Source organism: Neisseria brasiliensis (genome assembly GCF_009671065.1).
Taxonomy (GTDB): domain Bacteria; phylum Pseudomonadota; class Gammaproteobacteria; order Burkholderiales; family Neisseriaceae; genus Neisseria; species Neisseria brasiliensis.
Window position 1 is genome coordinate 1,409,225 of the sequence record NZ_CP046027.1, and the last position, 21,309, is coordinate 1,430,533.

The following is a 21,309-nucleotide window of genomic DNA, read 5'->3' on the forward strand; positions in this document are numbered from 1 at the left end:
CTCGAAAGCTTGCCTATCTAAGTGATATATCTGCGCTTTCTGTGCTGCTCTCACTTCGAACTGCACTCAAATCTGGGGTTTTGCAAAGGTCTCAGGTTGTCTCGAGAAAAGCTTGCCACACTCGCAGAGTTGGCATAAGCTTTTATCCGTTGATAACCGGAGATGAAAACCATGAAACCGATTGCCGTGTTGATGTATCAAGGTGAGGGAAACGATGAATTACAGGCCTTGTGGCAGGCGGTAAAGTATTGGCAGCAGCAAGGCTTAAGGGTAGCGGGCTTGTTGAATCCGTTGGATGAGAACGGCCAAAAATTGCGCGAACGTGTGCAGTCTTTAACAGATAGCAGGGTATATACCATCATGTATGATCAAGGCTGCACCATCGATGCTTGCCTGCTTGATCCGCGTGGCTTGGCGGCATCCTCGGAAGTTATCCGCGAAGCTTTGCAAACACCGCCGGATATTTTGGTGTTTAACAAATTTGGCCATGCCGAAAGTGAAAACAGCGGTTTGATTGAGGAATATGCGCAAGCCATTGGGCAGGGGATTCCGGTGATTTCGTTGTTGCAGGATAAATACTTGTCGGATTGGCGCGCGTTTACCGATGGCATGGGGGAAGAATTATCTAGCGTGGAAGAGGTTTTGGCTTGGGGAGAACATCACGTTCAAAGCCATAAAGCAGATTGATTAGTGCTTATATTTGTTAGTGGATAACCTTGGGCGTTAATCATACAAAAAGGCCGTCTGAACAATATTGGTTCAGACGGCCTTTTTAATTAAATCAATCAGCCTTCAAACTTTTTGAATACCAGCGTACCGTTGGTGCCGCCGAAGCCGAAAGAGTTGGAAATGGCAACATTGATGTTCAAGTCGCGCGCTTCGTTGGCGCAGTAGTCCAAATCGCAGCCTGCTTCGATGTCTTGATCTTCTAAGTTGATGGTTGGTGGCGATTTTTGATCGTGAATCGCCATGATGCTGTATATGGCTTCCACGCCACCGGCCGCGCCCAGTAAGTGGCCGGTCATGGATTTGGTGGAGTTTACCACTACATTTTTCGCATGTTCGCCCAAAGCCAGTTTTAGTGCTTTGGTTTCGTTGGCATCGCCCAATGGGGTTGAGGTACCGTGTGCGTTGACGTAATTTACGTCAGTCGGGTTCAAACCGGCATCTTTCAAGGCGCGGGTTACGGCCAGTGCAGGGCCTTCTTCGTTTGGTGCGGTGATGTGGTAGGCATCAGAGCTCATGCCGAAGCCGACGATTTCAGCGTAGATTTTCGCACCACGTTTTTTGGCGTGTTCCAATTCTTCCAGCACCAAAATACCGGCACCTTCGGCAATCACGAAACCGTCGCGGCCTTTGTCCCATGGGCGGGAAGCGGCGGTAGGATCGTCGTTGCGGGTCGACAAAGCCTTCATGGCCGCAAAGCCGCCAACACTCAATAAATTGATAGAGCCTTCGGCGCCGCCTGCTACCATCACGTCGGCATCGCCGTATTTAATCAAACGAGCTGCATCGCCGATAGAGTGCGCACCGGTGGTACATGCCGAAACCATGCCGTATGAAGGGCCACGGTAGCCTTTTAAAATAGTCACATGGCCGGCAATCAGGTTAATCAGCGAACCTGGAATAAAGAACGGGTTGATTTTGCGCGCGCCGCCTTCTTGCACGGCAATGCCGGTGGCTTCGATGCTCGGCATACCGCCGATGCCCGAACCGATGATCACGCCAACGCGGTCTTTGTCCAAATCAGGGGTATCGTCCAAACCGGCGTCTTGAATGGCTTGCAGGGCAGCGGCCAAACCGTAGTGGATAAAGGCATCCATGCGGCGGGCTTCTTTGGCGCTGATGTATTCGCCGATGTCGAAATCGCGCACTTCGCCGGCGATTTGGCTGTTGATTTCGGAAGCGTCAAGGCGGGTAATCATGCCGATGCCGCTTTTGCCTGCGAGCAGGTTGCTCCATGCGGTGGCGACGTCGTTGCCGACCGGTGATACTTGGCCGAGGCCTGTGATGACTACTCTTCGTTGACTCATGATAATCTCGCTGTCGTTAATCGGGATTGGTTGACGGTAGGGCAAAATGCCTGTGGGGCCGTCTGAAAATTAGAGTTTTTCTCTAATTTTAAGCATATCTAATAAGGTAAAAGCCCCTGTATGCGGAATCGCAGCAGAGGCCGATGTGTTGGAGAGACTACGGATTAGCCGTTATGGGCAGTGATGTAGTCGATAGCCAATTGTACGGTGGTGATTTTTTCGGCTTCTTCGTCAGGGATTTCGCAACCGAAAGCTTCTTCCAAAGCCATTACCAATTCAACGGTGTCCAATGAGTCTGCGCCCAAATCGTCTTGGAAAGATGATTCGTTTTTCACTTCGGCTTCATTCACGCCCAGTTGTTCAGCAACAATTTTTTTAACTTGTTGTTCGATATTTGACATGTTAGTCGTTCCTTATATGCCTTGCGGCGGGTTTGAAAAAATAAATCGGATGTATTTTACCGAATTCGTTTAGAGTTTTCCATCTAAAAATGCACTTTCTGCATTTTCAGGGAAAGTTTTCATTACGCTGCATATTATCATAGGCTGTTTTTATCCTACAAGCAGCATTTTGTTTTTGTTTGTGATCAAGGAGTTAAGCGGGTAAATTTTACATGAGAACGCCGCTTACAGGCCGTCTGAATGGGGATTTTGCCGTTCAGGCGGCCTTTTTTACTAAAAAACTGTTTAAAAACGTCAGGATACAGGCCAATTCGTCGGCGGAATCTTGTTGCGTGCCGTTGCCGGTGTGGCCACCGTTGTCGGGACAATACAGCCACGATTGCGGGCTGTGGTTGCGCAGTTTGGCGTAAAACTTCAGCGCATGGGCAGGATGGACGCGGTCGTCGCTCAAGCTGGTGGTGATTAATGCCGGCGGATAGCGGTGGCCGTCTGAAATGTTGTGGTAGGGTGAATGCTGCAGCCAGTATTCGTGGCAGATGTCGTATTTTTGCGTGTTGCCGTATTCGTCGGTCCAGCTTGACCCGGCCGATAACAAAGGATAGCGCAGCATGTCGGTCAGCGGCATTTCGCACACCATTGCGCCGAAACTTTCCGGCTGGCGCACAAAAGCAGAAGCCACTACCAAGCCACCGTTGCTGCCGCCTTGCAGGGCGATGTGTTCGGGTGAAGTCAAACCGCGGCGGCTTAAATCGTCAACAATGGCAAGCAAGTCGTCGGTGCTTTTGTGTTTGTGCAAACCTTGTGCAGCTTGGTGCCAATGCGGGCCGAATTCGCCGCCGCCGCGCACGTTGGCCAATACAAACGCATGGCCTTGTTCCAGCCAATATTTGCCGATGCTGCCCAAATAATGCGGCAATTCCGGCACACCAAAACCGCCGTACACATATACCAAAGTCGGCGTATGCGGTTTGAGGCCGTCTGAAACATGTTTGCCGACATGGTAATAAGGAATCTGCGTGCCGTCTGCCGAGCTTGTCCAAAACTGCTTTACTTCAATACCATCGGCGGCAAATTGCTGCGGCTGGCGACGCATGACGGTGAGTTCCATCACATTTAAATCCAGTGCATACAAGGTCAGCGGCGTGGTGAAATCGCTGGCGGCCAAATACACCACATCGCCGCCCCACGGCTGGTCAGTCATTTCCAATGCGCCCATCGGCAGGTGCGGTAATTCGACTTCCTGCCATGCGCCATTGGCAAAACGCCATGCTTTCAGACAGCCTTGTACGTTTTCCAAAGTGCTGGCCACCACAAAACGCTTGGTCGTTTCCACACTTTCCAAGGCTTGCGTGTCATTGGGTGCGAACAATAATTGCGCCGCGCCCAGTTCGCCTTTGTTTAATTTCACTGCCAACAGACTACCGCTCGGATAGCTTTGGTTGGCGCGGTGCCAGTCTTTGCGCAAGGTCAGCATCAAATGGCCGGACAAATAGCCGACCACATCGCAATCTTCCGGCAGATTCAAAGGTTTGGCTTCGCCTTGCGCGGAAACCTGCAAATAGGTTTTGGTGTAAAACCCTTGTGAGGCTTCGATTAAATCAATCGGTGAACCTTGCGGGTCGAGATAGCGCCAAGCATTGACCATCATGCCGTCGTGCCCGATTTGGAACACCGGCGTGCCTTCTTCAAAACTTTGTCCGCGCTCGACCAGCCACACTTCGCGCGGATAGCCCGCTTGCGTGAGCTGGCGCTCGTCCCACGCGGGGCACACCCACACGCTGTGTTCATCGCGCCATGAAATGTGGTTTTTGCCCGCCGGAAAGTGAAAGCCGCCGTCCACCAGCGAGCCTGTAGCCAAATCCATTTCCAAAGTATAGGCGACATCGCCACCGGCGCGGCTCAAGGTCAGCAAGGCCAGATTCGGTTTTCCCGCCAAGTGAGACACGCCGCCGAGGTACACATCGTCGCCCAAAATTTCATCGAAATCGGCCACCGAAAACAGGATTTCCCATTCCGGATAGCCCGAGCGGTAGGTCGCGGCGGTGCACACGCGGTACACGCCTTTCGGGTATTCCGCGTCTTGATGGAAATGGTACATGCGCGCGCGATGCTCTTGGCAAAACGGAATTTGGCGCGTGTCCTGCATTTGCGCCAAAATGCCGTCTGAAAGCGCACGCGTGGCATCGTTTGCCATAAAACGCGCTTGGGTTTCGCGGTGTGCTTCATTGGCGAAACTTTGCGTAGCAGGGGAATCGAGGTTTTCAAAATGTTGGAACGGGTCGGAATGCTGCGTCATGGCGGATAGGCCGTCTGAAAAAGGAAAGGGGCATATTATAGCGCAAAGGGTTGGGGAAAAGTTTCAGACAGCCTTGAGACCTTTGCAAACTCCCCATCTTTGGCACATTTCTTCGTTATGCGCTGCTCGAAAGCTTGCCTATCTAAGTGATATATCTTCGCTTTCTGCGCTGCTATAACTTTGAACTGTACTCAAATCTGGGGTTTTGCAAAGGTCTCAGTCTGATTGTGATGGTGCACTGCGATATTTTAGCCGCCGTTGTAACCGTGCTGTTATAATTGAATTTTAGATTTTCAGCGGTACAGACAAATGGATCTCGAAACCAAACGCCATCAAACCCAAACCATGCTCGACAACGCCGAATTGTTGTTCAGCCAAGAAGAATGCCAAGCCGCGCTGCAAAAAGTGGCCGACGACATCACCCGTGATTTGGGCGACAAATATCCGCTGCTGCTGCCTGTAATGGGCGGGGCGGTGGTGTTTACCGGACAATTGCTGCCGCTGCTGCGCTTTCCGCTGGATTTTGATTATGTGCACGTTTCGCGCTACGGCGACAAATTGCAGGGCGGTAATTTCAATTGGAAACGCATGCCCGATGCCGAGCAAATCCGCGGCCGCCATGTGGTGGTGTTGGACGACATTCTCGACGAAGGCCACACCATGCACGCGATTCAGGAAAAGCTGTTGGAAATGGGTGCGGCAAGTTGTCGTGCGGCGGTGTTTGCCAATAAACTCATCGACAAAGAAAAGCCGACCCAAGGCGATTACGTCGGTTTGGATGTGCCCAACCGCTATGTGTTCGGCTACGGCATGGATGCGGCCGGTTGCTGGCGCAATTTGGGCGAAATTTATCAGGCTGCGCCGTAAAACTTCGCCGTTCACGGCGGAGATATAAGGCGCGGACTGCGTAGCAGTCCTAAAACCGTTGATATTCAGTTAATCAGGCGTTTTCTGCTGTTCAATATACTGCCGAATAATCGTAATCGGCGCACCACCACAGCTACCTGCAAAATAAGACGGCGACCACAACGCACCGCCCCATAATTTTTGTTTGATGCTTGGATAATTTTTCTGTCTAATCATGCGGCTAGATACACCTTTCAAGCTGTTCACCAGTTTTGAAATAGACACTTTGGGCGGATAGTTCACAAGTAAATGAACATGGTCATCTTCGCCGTCAAATTCCACCAGTTGCGCTTCAAAATCGGTGCAGACGCTCTCAAAAATACCGCGCATATCGTCCAAAATTTCTTTTGTGAACACTTTTCGGCGATATTTTGCGACAAATACCAAATGTACATGAAGATTAAAAACAACGTGCCGACCACGTCTTAAATCAGTTTCTTTTTCCATAGACCAAGTGTAAAATTGCTAAAAATTCCATTATCCATGAAATCATGTTAATACTCAAAACATTCAAATTTGAACTGATGCCAAACGGCGAGCAAATCCGCAAAATGAAACAATTTTGCGGTTGTTCGCGTTTCGTATTCAATCGTGCTTTGGCGTATCAAAACGAACAATATCAACAAGATAATTCGTTCAAATTTAGCTACACCAAAATCGCAAATTTGCTGCCTGAATGGAAACGAGAATTAGACTGGCTAAAAGACTGCCACAGCCAAGTTTTGCAGCAAAGTTTGAAAGACTTGGAAAGCGCATTCAAAAACTTCTTTGCCAAACGCGCAGATTTCCCCAAATTCAAACGCAAAGGCGAAAAAGACAGTTTCCGCTTTCCGCAAGGCTGTAAATTGGAGCAGCAAAATAATCGTATCTATTTGCCCAAAATCGGTTGGGTGCGCTATCGCAACAGCCGACACGTTTCAGGCAGCCTGAAAAACGTAACCGTATCGCAAAAATGCGGTAAATGGTTTGTATCTATGCAAACCGAAACCGAGCAGGAAATCGCGCAGCCAAACGGTGGCGAAACTGGGATTGATATGGGTGTTGCCAAATTTGCAACATTGTCCAATGGTCAGTTTTTTGAGCCAATCAACGCATTCAAAACGTTGAAAGGCAAACTAGCAAAACTGCAAAAACAGTTCAAACACAAAACCAAATTCAGCAAAAACTGGCAGAAACTGAAAGCAAAAATCAGCCGTTTGCACCACAAAATCAGCAATATCCGTAAAAACTACCTGCACCAAATCAGCAGCGCAATCAGCCAAAACCACGCGATTGTGTATGTGGAAGATTTGCAGGTGGCGAATATGTCCAAATCCGCTAAAGGCAACGCCGTGCAGCATGGAAAAAACGTTGCTGCCAAATCAAGCTTAAACCGTGCGATTTTAGACCAGTCTTGGTTTGAGTTTCGCCGTCAGTTGGACTATAAGCTGTTGTGGCGCGGTGGGCATTTGGTGGCTGTTCCGCCACAAAATACCAGTCGTTGTTGCCCAGCTTGCGGACATACTGCCAAAGATAACCGTCAAACACAGGCAAACTTTGAATGTGTGCAATGTGGCTATCAAAACAATGCGGATATTGTGGGTGCAATCAATGTGTTAAAGCGCGGTCAAGAGATTTTGGCAGCGCAAAAGTAAAATGAAGTTTCAGGGCAGGACGTGCCCGTAGCGTCTGTGAAGTGAACCGTGCAGTAAGGCGGTCAGCAGCAGAAACCCACCGAAGCGATTTGTGAATGGCTCAATGCCGTTCACAAATCGCCGTAGGAATTCCCTCCCTTCAGGGAGGGAAGGACGTCAAGCTTTGAAGCAGGATTAATAAATAGGCCGTCTGAAAAAAAGCGGTAAAACGACTGTAAACACGTTCAGACGGTCTTGTTTATCTATTTTTCGCAACCATCTCGACACCATAAAAAACCTTATTTCAGGAACGCAAATGATTGGCTTACTTATCATTACCCACGAAACCATAGGCGAAGCCTACCGTGGTCTGACACATCATTTTTTCCCCGAAGGCAGCCCTGAAAACGTGCATATTTTGGGCGCAGAGCCGAACGAAGACCAAGACGACGTGATTAACCGCGCCATTTCTATGATTCAGGAATTTCCGGAAGATTGTGATGGCGTGTTGATTATGACCGATATTTTTGGCGCCACCCCGTGCAACGCCGCCCGCCGCATGGTGCGCGAAGGCAAATCGGCAATTCTCACCGGCCTGAATGCGCCGATGATGATTAAAGCCGTGCAATACGCACCGGCTGCTACCGACCTGACCGCGTTTACCGAAACCGTGAAAGAAGCGGCGATTCGCGGTATTTTTGCGATTACGGCCACGCCGGATGATTTGATGTGCAAAAAAGCGGCAGAGGCCGTCTGAAACGAATTCATCAGACCCGCTGCATCAATAGATTTTTTCAGACGGCCTATGGGTTGAGGCCGTCTGAAAGCGTATAGATAAAAAACAAAAACAGGAAAAGCCATGCTCAAGCAAGAAATCGAAATCATCAACAAATTGGGCTTACACGCGCGCGCGTCGAGCAAATTCACCCAAACCGCATCACGCTTTCAAAGCGAAGTTTGGGTCAGCAAAAACGGCAGCCGCGTCAACGGCAAAAGCATCATGGGCTTAATGATGCTGGCCGCCGCTAAAGGCAGCGTGATTGAAATCGAAGTCGACGGTAGCGACGAAGCCGCCGCCATGCAAGCCTTGGTTGAGTTGATTAACGATTACTTCGGCGAAGGCGAATGATATGAGTATCGTGCTATACGGCGTGGCGGCGGGCAAGGGCATCGCCATCGGCCATGCACACTTGGTGTCGCGTGGCAGCACCGAAGTGCCGCAATATGATATCGAACCGGAAAACATCGAGGCCGAAGTGGCGCGTTTTGATGCGGCGGTGAAAGCCACGCGCAAAGAATTGGAACAGCTGCGCAACGCCATTCCTGAAAACGCGCCGACCGAGTTGGGCGCGTTCATCTCGCTGCACTTGATGCTGCTCACCGACGTGACGCTTTCACGCGAGCCGGTCGATTTGTTGCGCGCACAAAACATCAATGCCGAATGGGCGTTGAAACAGCAAAGCGACAAACTCGCCGCCCAGTTTGACGAAATCGAAGATGCCTACCTGCGCGAGCGCAAGCAGGATATGCTGCAAGTGGTGCAGCGCATTCACAATCATTTGGTCGGCCAGAGCAACGAATTGAATTTGGCCAATAATCCGTTTGAAGACACCATTCTGATTGCGCACGATTTGTCGCCGGCCGATACCGTGTTGTTTAAAGAGCAACACATCACCGCGTTTGTCACCGATGCCGGCGGTCCGACCAGCCATACCGCCATTTTAGGCCGAAGCTTGGATATTCCATCGGTGATTGGTCTGCACAATGCCCGCAAGCTGATTACCGAAAACGAAATCGTCATTGTCGACGGCATCAACGGTATTTTGCTGATTAACCCCGATGATGTGGTGCTGGCCGAATACCGCCGCTTGGAACGCGAATACCGCAGCCACAAGCGCGAGCTGAACAAACTCAAGAAAACCGCCGCCACCACCGCCGATGGCATCAACATCGAATTGCTCGCCAATATTGAATCCGCCGAAGACATCAGAGCCTTACACAACATCGGTGCCGACGGCGTGGGCTTGTTCCGCAGCGAATTTCTCTATCTCAACCGCGAAAATATGCCGTCTGAAGACGAGCAATACGAAGTGTACAGCGGGATTGTGAAAAAGCTCAAAGGTAAAAGTTTAACCATCCGCACCGTCGATTTGGGTGTGGACAAAAATCCGCGCTGGTTCGGACAAAACGCCACGCCCAACGGCAGCCTGAATCCCGCATTGGGCTTAACCGGCATCCGCTTGTGTTTGGCTGAGCCGGTGATGTTCCGTACACAAATGCGCGCCATCTTACGCGCCGCCCAACACGGCCCCGTGCGCATAATGTGGCCGATGGTGACCTCGCTATCCGAAGTGCGCCAATGTCTGATTCACTTGGAAACTGCGCAGAAACAATTGACCGAGCGCGGTGAAGCGTTCGGCGAAGTGGGTATCGGTTGTATGATTGAAATCCCGTCGGCTGCGATGACTGTCGGCAGCATTTTGAAAATGGTCGATTTCATTTCCATCGGCACCAACGACTTGATTCAATATGTGTTGTCGGTCGATCGGGGTGATGATGCCGTCAGCCACCTTTACCAGCCGAGCCATCCGGCGGTGTTGAAAATGATTCAGCACGTCATCCGCACCGCCAACCGCATGGAAAAAAGCGTATCCGTGTGCGGCGAAATGGCCGGCGACACCACTTTCACCCGCGTACTGCTCGGCATGGGCTTGCGCCGTTTTTCCATGAATACCAATAATTTGTTGGATGTGAAAAACATCATTTTGAAGAGCGACACCAATCAGCTTGAGTATCCGATTGCCAAGTTGCTGCGCAATGATGATCCGGAAAAGTCGGAAAAGTTGTTGAAAAAATTGAATCAGATTCCGAACGAGGAATAAAAAACAGGCCGTCTGAATTTCAGACGGCCTGTTTTATGACTATTCTTGAGTCGGAGAATTCGGCACATACGCATCAAAACGCGTGCTTTTGCCTGAATATTGATAAGCCGGTTTTTCGCCGTTGAGAAACTCGCCTAAGCGTGGGCGTTTAACCACCACGCGTTTTTTAGCAATGGCGCGAGCGGTGTTGAGCAGGGCGGCTTCGTCTTGCGCCGTGCCGACCAAGCCATGGAAGTAGGCCATTTCTTTTTTAACGGCTGCGGATTTTTGCCGCTCGGGATACATCGGGTCGAGATATACCACATCGGGGCGGCCGATTTGTTGCGCTAATTGTGGCATCAGTGTGGCTGTATCGCCGAAATGCAGCGTGATGCGTCGGGCAATTTCTGCGGTGTCGGGGTGTTGTAAGGCGCGGTTGAGGCCGTCGTGTAGTAGGCAGGCAACGGCGGGGTGTTGTTCAAAGGTCTGTACGGTTAAGCCCAATGAAGCCAACACAAAGCTGTCGCGCCCCAAGCCGCCAGTGCCGTCCCAGATGGTGGGTTTGCTGGTGTGGTTGACGGCTTTGGCGATGAGTTCGCCACCGCCTTTGGTGCGGCGGTATTGGGCGGCACCACCAACAAAATCGACTTGCACGCGGCCTTTTTCTCCGGCGCGGCAAAGACTGATGCCGTCTGAATCGGCGTAGAGGTATTCGCTGCTGTCGGGCAGTTGGCAGGCAATGGTCAGGTCGAATGTGTGTGCCAGCTCGTTGGCGGAAGTTTGGGCGGATTCGGCAAGGTAAATGCAGGTCATGTGTTCAGACGGCCTTTTTCATACAGAGGCCGTCTGAATGTTTTTCAGACGGCCTGAAGAGATTTCAGACGGCCTATAACATCAAGGCCGTCTGAATGATTTAGTTGATGTCCAAACGCTCCATGCGGTAGCGCATCGAACGGAAGCTGATGCCCAATAGCTTGGCCGCTTGAGTGCGGTTGTAGCGGGTTTGCTCCAAAGCTTTTTGAATGATGTCACGCTCGATTTGGTCAAGATAATCCTGAATCTGCATGGTTCGCGGGTCAAATGGCGGCAAGGGTTCATGGTTTAATGGCGCTTCCGACACAGAATCACTGATGTCTTGCAGAGAAAGACTGTGATGGCCGCGCGGTTCATCATCGGCCGGTGTGTTGTGGATTTGCAGGTCATCCAGTTGGATGACGGTGCCGACGGTGAGGGCAACGGCACGCTCGAGAATGTTTTCCAATTCGCGGAAATTGCCCGGGTAGCTGTAATGCAGCAGGGCTTCTTGCGCTTTGGCGCTGAGCTTGTAGGTTTGGTTGCCGTGGCGGTGTTTGTAGAGCAAATACAGAATCAGCGCGCCCAAGTCTTCACGCATTTCGCGCAATGGCGGCATGTGCAGCGACACCACGTTTAAGCGGTAATACAAGTCTTGGCGGAACGCGCCGCTTTCGACCAGCGCTTCAAGATTTTTGTGGGTGGCGCAAACAATGCGCACGTCAACAAAGCTTTCGCGGGCATCGCCAATGCGACGTACGGCTTTTTCCTGAATGGCGCGTAAGAGTTTTACCTGCATGGCCAAAGGCAGGTCGGCCACTTCGTCGAGAAATAGCGTGCCGCCGTCGGCATGTTGGAAAAAGCCCAAACGGTCTTGCTCGGCGCCGGTAAAGCTGCCTTTTTTGTAACCGAAAAATTCGCTTTCCATCAGGTTTTCCGGAATTGCACCGCAGTTCACCGCGATAAACGGCTTATCGGCACGATCGGATAATTCGTGGATGGTGCGGGCGGCCTGTTCTTTACCGGTGCCTGATTCACCGGCAATGTACACCGGCACTTCACTACGTGCGAGACGGCGGATGAGATGGCGCACTTCAACCATTTGCGGTGAGGTACCCAGTAGGCGTGGCATATCGGCTTCGCCACCCAATTGCGGCGCTTCTTGCGATGGCGTGGTTTCGCCGCTGGAAAAGCGCTCTTTCATGGAACGCAGACTGTCGGGCACGGAAATCGGTTTGTTTAAATCGCGCGATGCCGGTTTGGCGGCAGCAGGTTGCGTTTGGCGTGCCACCATGGCAGCCGACGGTTTGTTTAAAGCGGCCGTTACTGGTGCAGGGGTAGGCTTAACCGGTTGCGGTGCAGGCGGTACTTCGGCATTGTCGGCCACTGTTACCGCCGATTTCACCAGCGAGCGCAGTTGCGACAGGGTAATCGGTTTTTGCAGATAATCGAACGCACCCGCTTTCAGGGCTTCAACGGCCTGATCGGCATTTCCGTAGGCGGTAATCACGGCCACAGGCGTGTCAAGCATCAATTCGTCGATGTATTGCACTACTTCCAAACCCGAACCGTCGGGCATACGCATGTCGGTCAATACCAGCGAATAATCGTTGTTGTCGAGTTTGTCTTTGGCTTGTTCGACACCTTCTGCGGTCTCCACACGCAGCCCCATTTTCATCAGGGTCATTTCCATCAGGTCGCGGATGTCGGCTTCGTCATCGACAACTAAAACGGGGTCTTGCAGCTTACTCATTGCTGTCCTTCGGTAAAATCAGTTCAAAACCGTTCATTTCAGGGTGATAGTGCAGTTGGCCCAAGTTGGCATGTGCCAATTCGCGGGCAACGTATAAACCCAAACCGGTGCCTTGTTTTTCAGTGGTGTAAAACGGCTCGAATAAATGGTTGCGCACTTCTGGTGCGACACCTTTGCCGTTGTCTGCCACCACAATCGAAATGTGCATGCGGCCGCTCGGACGGATTAACACGGTGATGGCGTTTTCGTCCTGACGGCTGTGGCGCCAAGCGTTGTTACATAGGTTCCACATGATTTGCTGCAAATGCATGGGGTCGGACAAGACAGTTAAGTTGGAACCTTCCATGTTCATGCGCAGGCAGCCGATGGCGGCGGGATTGTTTAAGGTAAATTCCTGCTTGAAGCCGAGCCAGAATTTCATCAGGTGGATTGGCTCGCGGCTGATGTTGTCGCGTTTGTTGAGCAGGGAAATGTCTTCCAGCATTTTGTCGATGCGCTGGATGTTGCTGTCGATGATGCCGTAGAGCTTGGCTTTCACCGGATCGATGTCTTCATTGTCTTGCAGCAAATCGCTGGCATGGCGGATGGCCGACATCGGGTTGCGGATTTCGTGCGCCAGATTGGCGGTGAGCTGACCCAATGAGGTCAATTTGGTCGACATCGCTTCGGCCGCCACTTCACGCAAAGAGCGCGCATACAGCATCAGCAATTCGGTTTGCTCCTGAATCAGGGGCACGGCGCGCACGTGCATGGCGTGTTGGAAAATGTGAATGTCGGTTTCAAAGGCTTTGTCGGGCTGGTATTGCCAACGCGATACCAATTCGCCGAACACAAATTCCTGCTGATCCACCGCCAGGCTCGGGAAATAATTTTTCGCTTGTTTGTTAAACAGCCAAACACGCTGACCGGCATCAATCACAATTACCGCTTCTTGCACACGGTTTAACACCAAGCGGTTCAGCCCGCTAATGCGGCGGTAGGCAAGCTGGTGTTTGCTGGCCGATTCGGTGGCCTGCTCAAGATATTTGGCGGCAAACGCCGTCAGCATGGCAACCAGATAGCTGGCGCCAATCAATATGATACAGTTCAGGACACTTTGATTTTGCCATTCCAGCGGTGAGAAGCGGATGCCACCGTCTAAAAACAGCAAAATCACAAACAAAAGCGAGGCATAACCGGCATAAAGCATGGGGTAATGGCCATAACTCAGCAAGCAAGACGTGGCAATAAACGGTAGCACCAAAATGGCAAAACCCGAATTAATTCCGCCGGCGATATACACCAAAATAACCATCATGGAGATATCGACCACCGCGCTGGCATTCGGTAAGTCGAGCGACTGCCATTGCCAATCCGGACGGAATACCGACAGCAAAATCAAAAAAGAATACAACGCCGCCCAGCTGTAAAATTCGATGGTTGGGAATGCCACGTTTTCCAGATTGATGCCGCTGTATGTCCCCAAAACTTGAAAAACCAGTAGCGACAGCACAATCACAATCCGAGCCACATTGATCAGCCCGGGGAGGCGTTCGCTTAAGTTGTCTAATTCCTGATTACTGAATTTTGTCATGTTCAGCACACCTTAAGATACTGTTATTTTTATTAATCATTAGTATGAATGATTCGGCAGCCTGTCGTATGACTGCCGAACTTGCTGTGCCAATCCTGTAGGCACAACGCGTATTACCCAAGAATATCACGATTTGGCATAAAGTGTGATGACATCGGCTAAATCATGCTCGGATTATAAAGAACCTGCACCGAATAATTGTTTCAGACGGCCTGAAAGCGGCAGAGGCTTGCCTTTTTTGCCACGTTTGCCGCTGATGTCGGCCAGTTGAATGCGTTCTTTATAGGTAGCACCGCGTTTGCCTTCGCTCTCGGCGTGGATTTCCGGCGCGGAAACCACGGCAATGTGCGCCAATTGCTCTTTCTCGCCCAAGCTGATGAGCTGCAAGCCACGGCCTTTGGCCATGACTTTGAGTTCGTTGAGCGTAAAGGCGAGCGCTTTGCTTTCTTCCCATAGCGAAGTTTGGCACTCGGCCACCGCCACCACTTTGCAATCCGGATTAATCAGCGACGAAGCATATACCGATACCGGTGGCAACACCGTTTCGGCCGATTCCACGCTCATCACCACTTTGCCTGCTTTTACACGACCGACCATGTCGCCGAGTTTGGCAATAAAGCCGTAGCCGCCGCTGTTGCTCAACAAATAATGCTGATCCGGCAAACCGGTGAGCATGGCGACCACTTCGGCGCCGTTTTGCACGTCCACCAAAGATGCCACTGGTACACCGTCACCGCGGCCGCCCGGGATTTCCGAGGCATCTAAGGTGTAGGTACGGCCTTGTGAGTCAAGCACTACTACCGGCCATACGGTGCGGCTTTCCAAGGTTTGCTTCAAACCGTCACCTTCTTTGAACGTGGTTTGCGCCAAATCCAAATTGTGGCCGACGCGGCTGCGTATCCAGCCTTTTTTCGACAAAATCAGCGTCACCGGCTCATCGGCGGTGGTTTGCGTCAGCGTGGCGCGGCCGGCTTCTTCGACCAAGGTGCGTCGCTCGTCGCCAAATTGTTTCATATCAGCTTGCATCTCTTTAATGATGAGCTTTTTCTTTTCGTTTTCATCGCCGAGTAGCAGGTTCTTCAGACGGCCTTCTTCTTCGCGCAGTTCGGCCAGTTCTTTTTCCAGCTTGAAGCCTTCCAAGCGCGCAAGTTGGCGCAGGCGGATTTCGAGAATGTCTTCTGCTTGGATTTCGCTCAAATCAAATGCCGCCATCAAATCGGCTTTCGGTTCGTCTGATTCGCGAATCACCCGAATCACTTCGTCAATGCTTAAGAAAACTTTCAGACGGCCTTCGAGAATGTGCAGGCGCTTTTCCACTTGGGTCAGGCGGAATTTCAGACGGCGTGTTACGGTTGTTACGCGGAATTTCAGCCATTCCTGCAAGATGGTTTTCAGGTTTTTTTGTGCAGGGCGGTTGTCCAAGCCCATCATCACCAAGTTGACCGACACATTGCCTTCCAAAGAAGTTTGCGCCATCAGCGTGTTCATAAACGCATCCGGCTCGATGCGGCTGGATTTCGGCTCGAACACCAAGCGCACGGGATGCTCGCCGTCGGATTCGTCGCGCACTTTTTCAATCAAATCCAGCATCAGTTTTTTGGTATTGAGCTGATCTTGGTTGAGCTGTTTTTTACCGGCTTTCGGCTTCGGATTGGTTTGTTCTTCGATTTCGGCAAGAATTTTGGCGGCGTTGGCATTGGGCGGCAACTCGGTCACAATCGCCCGCCATTGGCCACGCGCCAGTTTTTCGATTTCATAACGCGCACGCACGCGTACGCTGCCTTTGCCGCTTTCGTAAATCTGCTGTAAATCGGCGGCAGGGGTGATGATTTGGCCGCCGCCGGCAAAGTCGGGTGCGGGGATGTAATCCATCAAATCAGCGGTTTCCAGCGAAGGTTTCTTCAGCAGGGCAATCGCTGCTTTGGTGACTTCGGTAAGATTGTGCGACGGAATTTCAGTCGCCATGCCCACGGCAATACCGCTGGCACCGTTGAGCAACACCATCGGCAATCGGGCGGGCAGGTGGATGGGTTCGTCAAACGCGCCATCGTAGTTGGGAGTGAAATCGACCGTGCCTTGATTGATTTCGCTTAACAATAATTCCGCAATCGGCGTCAAACGCGCTTCGGTGTAACGCATGGCCGCCGCACCGTCGCCGTCGCGCGAGCCGAAGTTGCCGATGCCGTCAATCAACGGATAACGCAGCGTGAAATCCTGTGCCATGCGCACCATCGCTCCATACGCCGAACTGTCGCCGTGTGGGTGGTATTTACCCAAAATCTCACCGACCACACGCGCCGATTTCACCGGTTTGGCGCCGGCGGTCAGACCCATGTCGCGCATGGCATAAAGGATGCGACGCTGCACCGGTTTCTGGCCGTCTGAAACTTCAGGCAGCGCGCGGCCTTTGACCACGCTCATGGCATATTCCAAATACGCGCGTTCGGCATATTGGCCGAGAATCAGATGGTCGGATTGGATAGGGGAAACAGGGATTTGCTCGTTCATGGTGCGGCTAAAATAAGAGTGAAATTCAAGCGCCGTATTGTAAAGCAAAACGGTGTTTCTTGCTGAAGTTTGCAAAGGCCTTTACTTGATAGGCCGTCTGAAACCTAGCAGATTCTGTTATACTCAAACGTTAATTACAGTCGTTTAAAATAGAAATCAAACAAGGCGACAGCAACCGCCGTGTACACCGAGTACATCAGGGCGCTGGCAACGCAGTATGATTTTTATTTTAAACGACGATATAAAACCGTTACCTAAAAAGGATCATCATGAGCACGCTTTTCCCAAACGCGACTTTACGCGACCGCGCCCCTTTCCGTTTCGACATCGTCGGCAGCTTTTTACGCCCTGACGCCTTGAAAAAAGCCCGCAGCCAATGCGCCTGCGGCGAGTGTTCGACCGACGAATTACACCAAGTGGAACACGCCGAAGTGAGCCAATTGGTGGCCAAAGAAAAAGCAGTCGGCCTGCCAAACGTAACCGACGGCGAATTCCGCCGCACATGGTGGCACTTGGATTTCCTGTTTGAATTGTTGGGCGTGGAATTGGTAGAAGCAGAAGAATACAGCACCCAATTTCAAGCGCACATGCGCCCGATTACCTTGAAAATCACCGACAAAATCGAATTCCCGAAAGTGCATCCGTTCATCAACCACTTCAAAGCCCTGAAAGCCGAAGCGGGTGATTATCCGGTGAAATTCACCATTCCGTCGCCAAGCATGCTGCACCTGATTACCTGCGTGCGCACGCCGAATCCGCAATTGATTGAGCGTTACCAAGACAACGAAGAATTGTTGTTTGCCGACATCACTCAAGCCTACATCGATGCGGGTAATGCGCTGTATGCCGAAGGCTGCCGCATTTTGCAATTGGACGACACTTCTTGGGGCGAATTCTGCTCGGAAGAAAAACGTGCCAAATACGAAGCACAAGGCTTGGATTTGGACGACATCGCGCGTAAATATGTGAAAGTGTTGAACGACATCCGCGCCGCTTTGCCGCAAGACATGGCCGTAACCATGCACATCTGCCGTGGTAACTTCCGTTCGACTTGGTTCTCCAGCGGCGGTTATGAGCCGGTAGCGGAAATCTTGTTCGGCGGCTGTAACGTTGACGGCTTCTTCTTGGAATACGACAGCGACCGCGCCGGCGATTTCAAACCATTGCGCTTCATTAAAGACCAGCAAGTCGTGTTGGGTTTGATTACCTCAAAATCTGGCGAACTGGAAGCCAAAGAAGAAATCATCGAGCGCATTAAGGAAGCCACACAATATGTTGACATCAACCAATTGTGCCTCAGCCCGCAATGCGGTTTCGCTTCTACCGAAGAAGGCAATGAATTGACCGAAGAAGACCAATGGAAAAAATTGGCACTGATTCGCAGCATTGTTGATGAAGTGTGGGGCAGCAAATAATCTTAGTATCGTGAAAGATGATTGAGATATGGAAAGGCCGTCTGAACGTAAAGGGTTCAGACGGCCTTGCTTATAAAAACCTAAACCTTAAGGCTGGTAATACGTTGCTGAGCCCGGACCCACCGGCCAGCCCAATACGAACACCCATACATAAAACAAAATCATCCAGCCGATGGCAAAGACAATCGAGTAGGGCAGCATCAGCGAAACCAAAGTGCCCACGCCCGCATCTTTTTTGTAGCGGATGGTGATGGCTAAGGTCAGGCTGAAGAAAGGCATCATCGGCGTGATAATGTTGGTCACCGAGTCGCCGATACGGTAGGCCGCCTGAATCATTTCCGGCGCGTAGCCAGCCAACATCAGCATCGGCACGAAAATCGGTGCGGTGACCGCCCATTGCGCCGAAGACGAGGCAATCATCAGGTTAATCATGCCGCAGATGATGACGAAAAAGACAAACAGCAAGCCGCCGCCCAAGCCGATTTCTTTCAGGAATTCAGAGCCTTTCACCGCCAGAATCGGGCCTAGGTTGCTCCAGCCGAAATAAGCCACGAATTGCGACACGAAGAAGATCAGGGTCAGGTAAATCGCCATCGAGCGCATGGAGCTGACCATGCCGTCCACTACGTCGGAGCTGGTTTTCAAGGTGCCGGCGACTTTGCCGTAAGCCAAGCCGGAAAGGGCAAAGAACACGAAAATCAACGCCACAATGCCCGACATCAACGGCGAATTCATCAAATCACCGGTTTCCGGATTGCGCAGCGGTGCGCCTTCGGGCAGACTGGCGGCGGCAATCAAACCGAGCAACACCAAAATCGTGGCAAAAGCCGCCCACAAACCTTTTTTCTCTTGCGCGTTCAGTTGCTCAATGCTCATGCTTTCCGCACTACCGTCACCTTCGGATTTGTCATAAGCGCCTAAGCGCGGCTCAATTAATTTATCGGTAATCAGAAAACCAAGACCGGCCACCAAGAAGGTGCTGACTGCCATAAAATACCAGTTGGCTTGCGCGCCGACCAAATAATCCGGTGCAATCAATTGCGCAGAAGATTGAGTGATGCCCGACAAAATTGGGTCAACCGTGCCGATTAACAAGTTGGCGCTGTAGCCGCCCGATACGCCGGAAAATGCAGCGGCAATACCGGCCAAAGGATGGCGGCCGAGCGAGTAGAACACCATTGCAGCCAAAGGAATAATCACCACATAGCCCAGTTCCGCTGCGATGTTGGACATCACGCCCGCGAACACGACTGCCAAGGTCACCAAGCGTTTCGGCGCATTCAATACGATGGCGCGCATGGCTGAGGAAATCAAGCCGGATTTTTCCGCTACGCCCACACCGAGCAAGGCCACCAAGGCCGTGCCCAAAGGGGCGAAGCCGGTGAAGTTGCTCACCAGATGGGTGACGATTTTGGCCAAGCCTTCGCCATTGAGCAGGTTAATCACACGAATCATGCCGTCTTCGGCGCGGCCTTTGGTGCCTTCAGGGCGCGGGTCAATCACGCTCACGTCAAAATACGCACCCACTGCCGACAAAATCAGCAGCGCGATAATCAAGGCTAAAAACAACACCACCGGATTGGGCAGAATATTGCCCAGCCTCTCCACGATGTTGAGAAAACGGTTAATGCCCGTTTGTTTGTTCGCTTGCGCCATACATCCTCCTTTGTGAAATCAATATTTCAGCTATTGTATGTGAAATTTCGTAAATTGCTAAATATCAGGAAGTTATTAATGCGCGTTTTTCGGGCATAAGAAAAGGCCGTCTGAAACACATTTACCTAAGGGCTTATTCGGTAAGTGTTTCAGACGGCCTGATATGACCATTAATTAATTGCGTACAACCAACACATCGGCTTTGGCGTGTTCAATAATGTAGCTGGCGCACGAGCCAATCATCAAGCGCTCGAATGCGTTCAAGCCGGTGGCGCCGGTCACAATCAAGTCCACTTTCTCTCGCGCCGGAATATCAACGGCGAGCAGGGCTTTCGGGTTGCCTTTTTCAACAATGCAAATCACATCAGTGCAGCCTGATTCCACGCAGCGCTTGGCGCAGCCGTTGACCAATTCTTGCGCCTGATCCTGAAACTTGATTTGTGTGCCGTCGTCAAATGCTGCCGCTCGGTAGGATTTGATTTCTTCAACGATGTGAACAATCGTCAGGCGTGCGCCGTTGCGTTGGGCGATGGCGGTGGCTTTGTTCAAGGCTGCTTCTGCTTGTGGCGAACCGTCGATACCGACCAAAATGTTTTTATATTCGTTCATACGTCATCTCCTTGGTAAACGTGAAAAGGTAAATGTCTCAAAGTGTTTTTCTTCAGCTTGTTTTTATCATAATCAGATTCAGACGGCCTCTCATTGATTTAAATCTAAACTCCGGCCGATTTCTACTGCAAAATCGGTTTTTTTGGATAGGCCGTCTGAAAAACATCGGCTGATTATGCAAACTACACCTGAATTCAGGTGCAGTCGGATAACGGAATAATCGCTTGGATTATTCAGTGCGCACCACCAAGACATCGGTTTGCGCATTTTGAACAATATATTCAGAAGATGAGCCGACCAACATGCGCTCCAAAGCATTCAGGCCGGTTGCGCCCAAAACAATCAGGTTGATGTTTTCACGCTGTGGAATGTCTTCCGATAAAAGCAGCTTTGGATTACCGGTTTGCAAAACCAAATCCACTTCGGCAACACCTTGTTGACGTGCATGCTCGGCATAATCGTTCAACATGGTTTTGGCTTCGGTTTCAAGCTGCTCATAGACGTTTTGCGTGAGCAGCGTGGTGTGCTGCATCAGCGATTGATCGAGAATATGCGCAATTACCAAGCGCGAATGGTTACGCAGGGCAATGGCCACGGCTTTGTGAAAGGCTTTTTCTGCTTGTGGGGAACCATCGATGGCGACAAGAACGTTGCGGTATTCGAGTAACATGATATTGTCTCCTTTTTTGTTGTCAGACACTATGGGCCATTGTTATTATCTGTTTTCATTTTTAGTATAGTGCCGAGCAGCAATAGGGGCGTAGTGTATTTACACTTATTTTCATGTTTATATTGATTTCAATTACTTATCATTTTAATTTCATCAAGTTTGAACGATGACTACGCCAGCGCAAAAAGAGCAGACAAAAAAAACCATTCATACCAAGGGAGAA

18 protein-coding genes are annotated in these 21,309 nt (G+C 51.1%); 7 read left to right on the forward strand and 11 right to left on the reverse strand.

Annotated features, from left to right (window positions below; all coding sequences use genetic code 11):
• Window positions 1-171 precede the first annotated feature (171 nt).
• Window positions 172-687 carry a DUF2478 domain-containing protein gene (locus GJV52_RS07205; RefSeq protein ID WP_157798130.1) on the forward strand — a complete coding sequence of 172 codons (516 nt, stop codon included), beginning with the start codon at window positions 172-174 and terminating at the stop codon, window positions 685-687.
• A gap of 98 nt (window positions 688-785) precedes the next feature.
• On the opposite strand, the gene fabF is transcribed toward GJV52_RS07205, so the two are convergent.
• From fabF to GJV52_RS07220, 3 genes are all read right to left on the reverse strand, one after another.
• Window positions 786-2,033, reverse strand: coding sequence for a beta-ketoacyl-ACP synthase II (gene fabF / locus GJV52_RS07210; protein WP_100564451.1), 1,248 nt, complete (start codon window positions 2,031-2,033; stop codon window positions 786-788).
• A gap of 164 nt (window positions 2,034-2,197) precedes the next feature.
• Entirely contained in the window at window positions 2,198-2,434 is a 237-nt protein-coding gene (gene acpP / locus GJV52_RS07215; protein ID WP_047759914.1) for an acyl carrier protein, read from the reverse strand.
• Window positions 2,435-2,690: 256 nt separating this feature from the next.
• The gene (locus GJV52_RS07220) at window positions 2,691-4,730 is read right to left on the reverse strand and encodes a prolyl oligopeptidase family serine peptidase (protein ID WP_100564454.1); all 2,040 of its coding nucleotides are present in this window, start codon (window positions 4,728-4,730) and stop codon (window positions 2,691-2,693) included.
• A 309-nt stretch (window positions 4,731-5,039) separates the two neighbouring features.
• Here GJV52_RS07220 and GJV52_RS07225 point away from each other — a divergent pair, with 309 nt between their 5' ends.
• A complete protein-coding gene (locus GJV52_RS07225; RefSeq protein ID WP_100564456.1) occupies window positions 5,040-5,597 on the forward strand; it encodes a hypoxanthine-guanine phosphoribosyltransferase in 558 nt (185 codons plus the stop codon).
• A 69-nt stretch (window positions 5,598-5,666) separates the two neighbouring features.
• Here the strand turns inward: GJV52_RS07225 and tnpA are convergent, their stop codons facing one another.
• Entirely contained in the window at window positions 5,667-6,083 is a 417-nt protein-coding gene (gene tnpA / locus GJV52_RS07230; RefSeq protein ID WP_095503171.1) for an IS200/IS605 family transposase, read from the reverse strand.
• Window positions 6,084-6,127: 44 nt separating this feature from the next.
• On the opposite strand from tnpA, the gene GJV52_RS07235 reads away from it, so the two are divergent.
• From GJV52_RS07235 to ptsP, 4 genes are all read left to right on the forward strand, one after another.
• The gene (locus tag GJV52_RS07235) at window positions 6,128-7,270 is read left to right on the forward strand and encodes an RNA-guided endonuclease InsQ/TnpB family protein (protein ID WP_095503172.1); all 1,143 of its coding nucleotides are present in this window, start codon (window positions 6,128-6,130) and stop codon (window positions 7,268-7,270) included.
• Between the two features lie 295 nt (window positions 7,271-7,565).
• Window positions 7,566-8,006, forward strand: a complete 441-nt coding sequence (locus tag GJV52_RS07240; RefSeq protein ID WP_095502278.1) for a PTS sugar transporter subunit IIA — start codon at window positions 7,566-7,568, stop codon at window positions 8,004-8,006.
• Between the two features lie 102 nt (window positions 8,007-8,108).
• Window positions 8,109-8,378 (forward strand): HPr family phosphocarrier protein, encoded by a 270-nt coding sequence (locus GJV52_RS07245; protein ID WP_095502279.1) that lies wholly within the window; start codon window positions 8,109-8,111, stop codon window positions 8,376-8,378.
• Window position 8,379: 1 nt separating this feature from the next.
• Complete coding sequence (ptsP, locus tag GJV52_RS07250) at window positions 8,380-10,131, forward strand: phosphoenolpyruvate--protein phosphotransferase (RefSeq protein ID WP_100564057.1); 1,752 nt, start codon at window positions 8,380-8,382, stop codon at window positions 10,129-10,131.
• A gap of 39 nt (window positions 10,132-10,170) precedes the next feature.
• Here ptsP and GJV52_RS07255 read toward each other — a convergent pair whose 3' ends face one another.
• The 4 genes from GJV52_RS07255 to parC form a co-directional block, all read right to left on the reverse strand.
• Window positions 10,171-10,923, reverse strand: a complete 753-nt coding sequence (locus GJV52_RS07255) for a class I SAM-dependent methyltransferase (RefSeq protein ID WP_095502281.1) — start codon at window positions 10,921-10,923, stop codon at window positions 10,171-10,173.
• Window positions 10,924-11,023: 100 nt separating this feature from the next.
• Window positions 11,024-12,655 (reverse strand): sigma-54-dependent transcriptional regulator, encoded by a 1,632-nt coding sequence (locus GJV52_RS07260; RefSeq protein ID WP_100564059.1) that lies wholly within the window; start codon window positions 12,653-12,655, stop codon window positions 11,024-11,026.
• The gene (locus tag GJV52_RS07265; RefSeq protein WP_100564061.1) at window positions 12,648-14,228 is read right to left on the reverse strand and encodes an ATP-binding protein; all 1,581 of its coding nucleotides are present in this window, start codon (window positions 14,226-14,228) and stop codon (window positions 12,648-12,650) included. Before GJV52_RS07265 ends, GJV52_RS07260 begins: the two co-directional genes overlap by 8 nt.
• A gap of 174 nt (window positions 14,229-14,402) precedes the next feature.
• Window positions 14,403-16,736 (reverse strand): DNA topoisomerase IV subunit A, encoded by a 2,334-nt coding sequence (gene parC / locus GJV52_RS07270; protein WP_100564063.1) that lies wholly within the window; start codon window positions 16,734-16,736, stop codon window positions 14,403-14,405.
• A gap of 269 nt (window positions 16,737-17,005) precedes the next feature.
• On the opposite strand from parC, the gene GJV52_RS07275 reads away from it, so the two are divergent.
• Window positions 17,006-18,151: a 5-methyltetrahydropteroyltriglutamate--homocysteine S-methyltransferase gene (locus GJV52_RS07275; RefSeq protein WP_095502057.1), complete on the forward strand. Its 1,146-nt coding sequence runs from the start codon at window positions 17,006-17,008 to the stop codon at window positions 18,149-18,151.
• Window positions 18,152-18,238: 87 nt separating this feature from the next.
• Here the strand turns inward: GJV52_RS07275 and GJV52_RS07280 are convergent, their stop codons facing one another.
• The 3 genes from GJV52_RS07280 to GJV52_RS07290 all read right to left on the reverse strand — a co-directional run bounded on the left by GJV52_RS07280 (window position 18,239) and on the right by GJV52_RS07290 (window position 21,086).
• Window positions 18,239-19,807, reverse strand: a complete 1,569-nt coding sequence (locus GJV52_RS07280) for an AbgT family transporter (RefSeq protein ID WP_100564065.1) — start codon at window positions 19,805-19,807, stop codon at window positions 18,239-18,241.
• Window positions 19,808-19,981: 174 nt separating this feature from the next.
• A complete protein-coding gene (locus GJV52_RS07285) occupies window positions 19,982-20,416 on the reverse strand; it encodes a universal stress protein (RefSeq protein WP_095502055.1) in 435 nt (144 codons plus the stop codon).
• Window positions 20,417-20,645: 229 nt separating this feature from the next.
• Window positions 20,646-21,086 carry a universal stress protein gene (locus GJV52_RS07290; RefSeq protein WP_095502054.1) on the reverse strand — a complete coding sequence of 147 codons (441 nt, stop codon included), beginning with the start codon at window positions 21,084-21,086 and terminating at the stop codon, window positions 20,646-20,648.
• Window positions 21,087-21,309 lie beyond the last annotated feature (223 nt).

Excerpts from the sequence above, each read along its gene's own strand:
- GJV52_RS07205 (WP_157798130.1), top strand. The coding sequence starts at position 172 with ATGAAACCGATTGCCGTGTTGATGTATCAAGGTGAGGGAAACGATGAA.
- fabF (WP_100564451.1), bottom strand. The coding sequence starts at position 2,033 with ATGAGTCAACGAAGAGTAGTCATCACAGGCCTCGGCCAAGTATCACCG.
- acpP (WP_047759914.1), bottom strand. The coding sequence starts at position 2,434 with ATGTCAAATATCGAACAACAAGTTAAAAAAATTGTTGCTGAACAACTG.
- GJV52_RS07220 (WP_100564454.1), bottom strand. The coding sequence starts at position 4,730 with ATGACGCAGCATTCCGACCCGTTCCAACATTTTGAAAACCTCGATTCC.
- GJV52_RS07225 (WP_100564456.1), top strand. The coding sequence starts at position 5,040 with ATGGATCTCGAAACCAAACGCCATCAAACCCAAACCATGCTCGACAAC.
- tnpA (WP_095503171.1), bottom strand. The coding sequence starts at position 6,083 with ATGGAAAAAGAAACTGATTTAAGACGTGGTCGGCACGTTGTTTTTAAT.
- GJV52_RS07235 (WP_095503172.1), top strand. The coding sequence starts at position 6,128 with ATGTTAATACTCAAAACATTCAAATTTGAACTGATGCCAAACGGCGAG.
- GJV52_RS07240 (WP_095502278.1), top strand. The coding sequence starts at position 7,566 with ATGATTGGCTTACTTATCATTACCCACGAAACCATAGGCGAAGCCTAC.
- GJV52_RS07245 (WP_095502279.1), top strand. The coding sequence starts at position 8,109 with ATGCTCAAGCAAGAAATCGAAATCATCAACAAATTGGGCTTACACGCG.
- ptsP (WP_100564057.1), top strand. The coding sequence starts at position 8,380 with ATGAGTATCGTGCTATACGGCGTGGCGGCGGGCAAGGGCATCGCCATC.
- GJV52_RS07255 (WP_095502281.1), bottom strand. The coding sequence starts at position 10,923 with ATGACCTGCATTTACCTTGCCGAATCCGCCCAAACTTCCGCCAACGAG.
- GJV52_RS07260 (WP_100564059.1), bottom strand. The coding sequence starts at position 12,655 with ATGAGTAAGCTGCAAGACCCCGTTTTAGTTGTCGATGACGAAGCCGAC.
- GJV52_RS07265 (WP_100564061.1), bottom strand. The coding sequence starts at position 14,228 with ATGACAAAATTCAGTAATCAGGAATTAGACAACTTAAGCGAACGCCTC.
- parC (WP_100564063.1), bottom strand. The coding sequence starts at position 16,736 with ATGAACGAGCAAATCCCTGTTTCCCCTATCCAATCCGACCATCTGATT.
- GJV52_RS07275 (WP_095502057.1), top strand. The coding sequence starts at position 17,006 with ATGAGCACGCTTTTCCCAAACGCGACTTTACGCGACCGCGCCCCTTTC.
- GJV52_RS07280 (WP_100564065.1), bottom strand. The coding sequence starts at position 19,807 with ATGGCGCAAGCGAACAAACAAACGGGCATTAACCGTTTTCTCAACATC.
- GJV52_RS07285 (WP_095502055.1), bottom strand. The coding sequence starts at position 20,416 with ATGAACGAATATAAAAACATTTTGGTCGGTATCGACGGTTCGCCACAA.
- GJV52_RS07290 (WP_095502054.1), bottom strand. The coding sequence starts at position 21,086 with ATGTTACTCGAATACCGCAACGTTCTTGTCGCCATCGATGGTTCCCCA.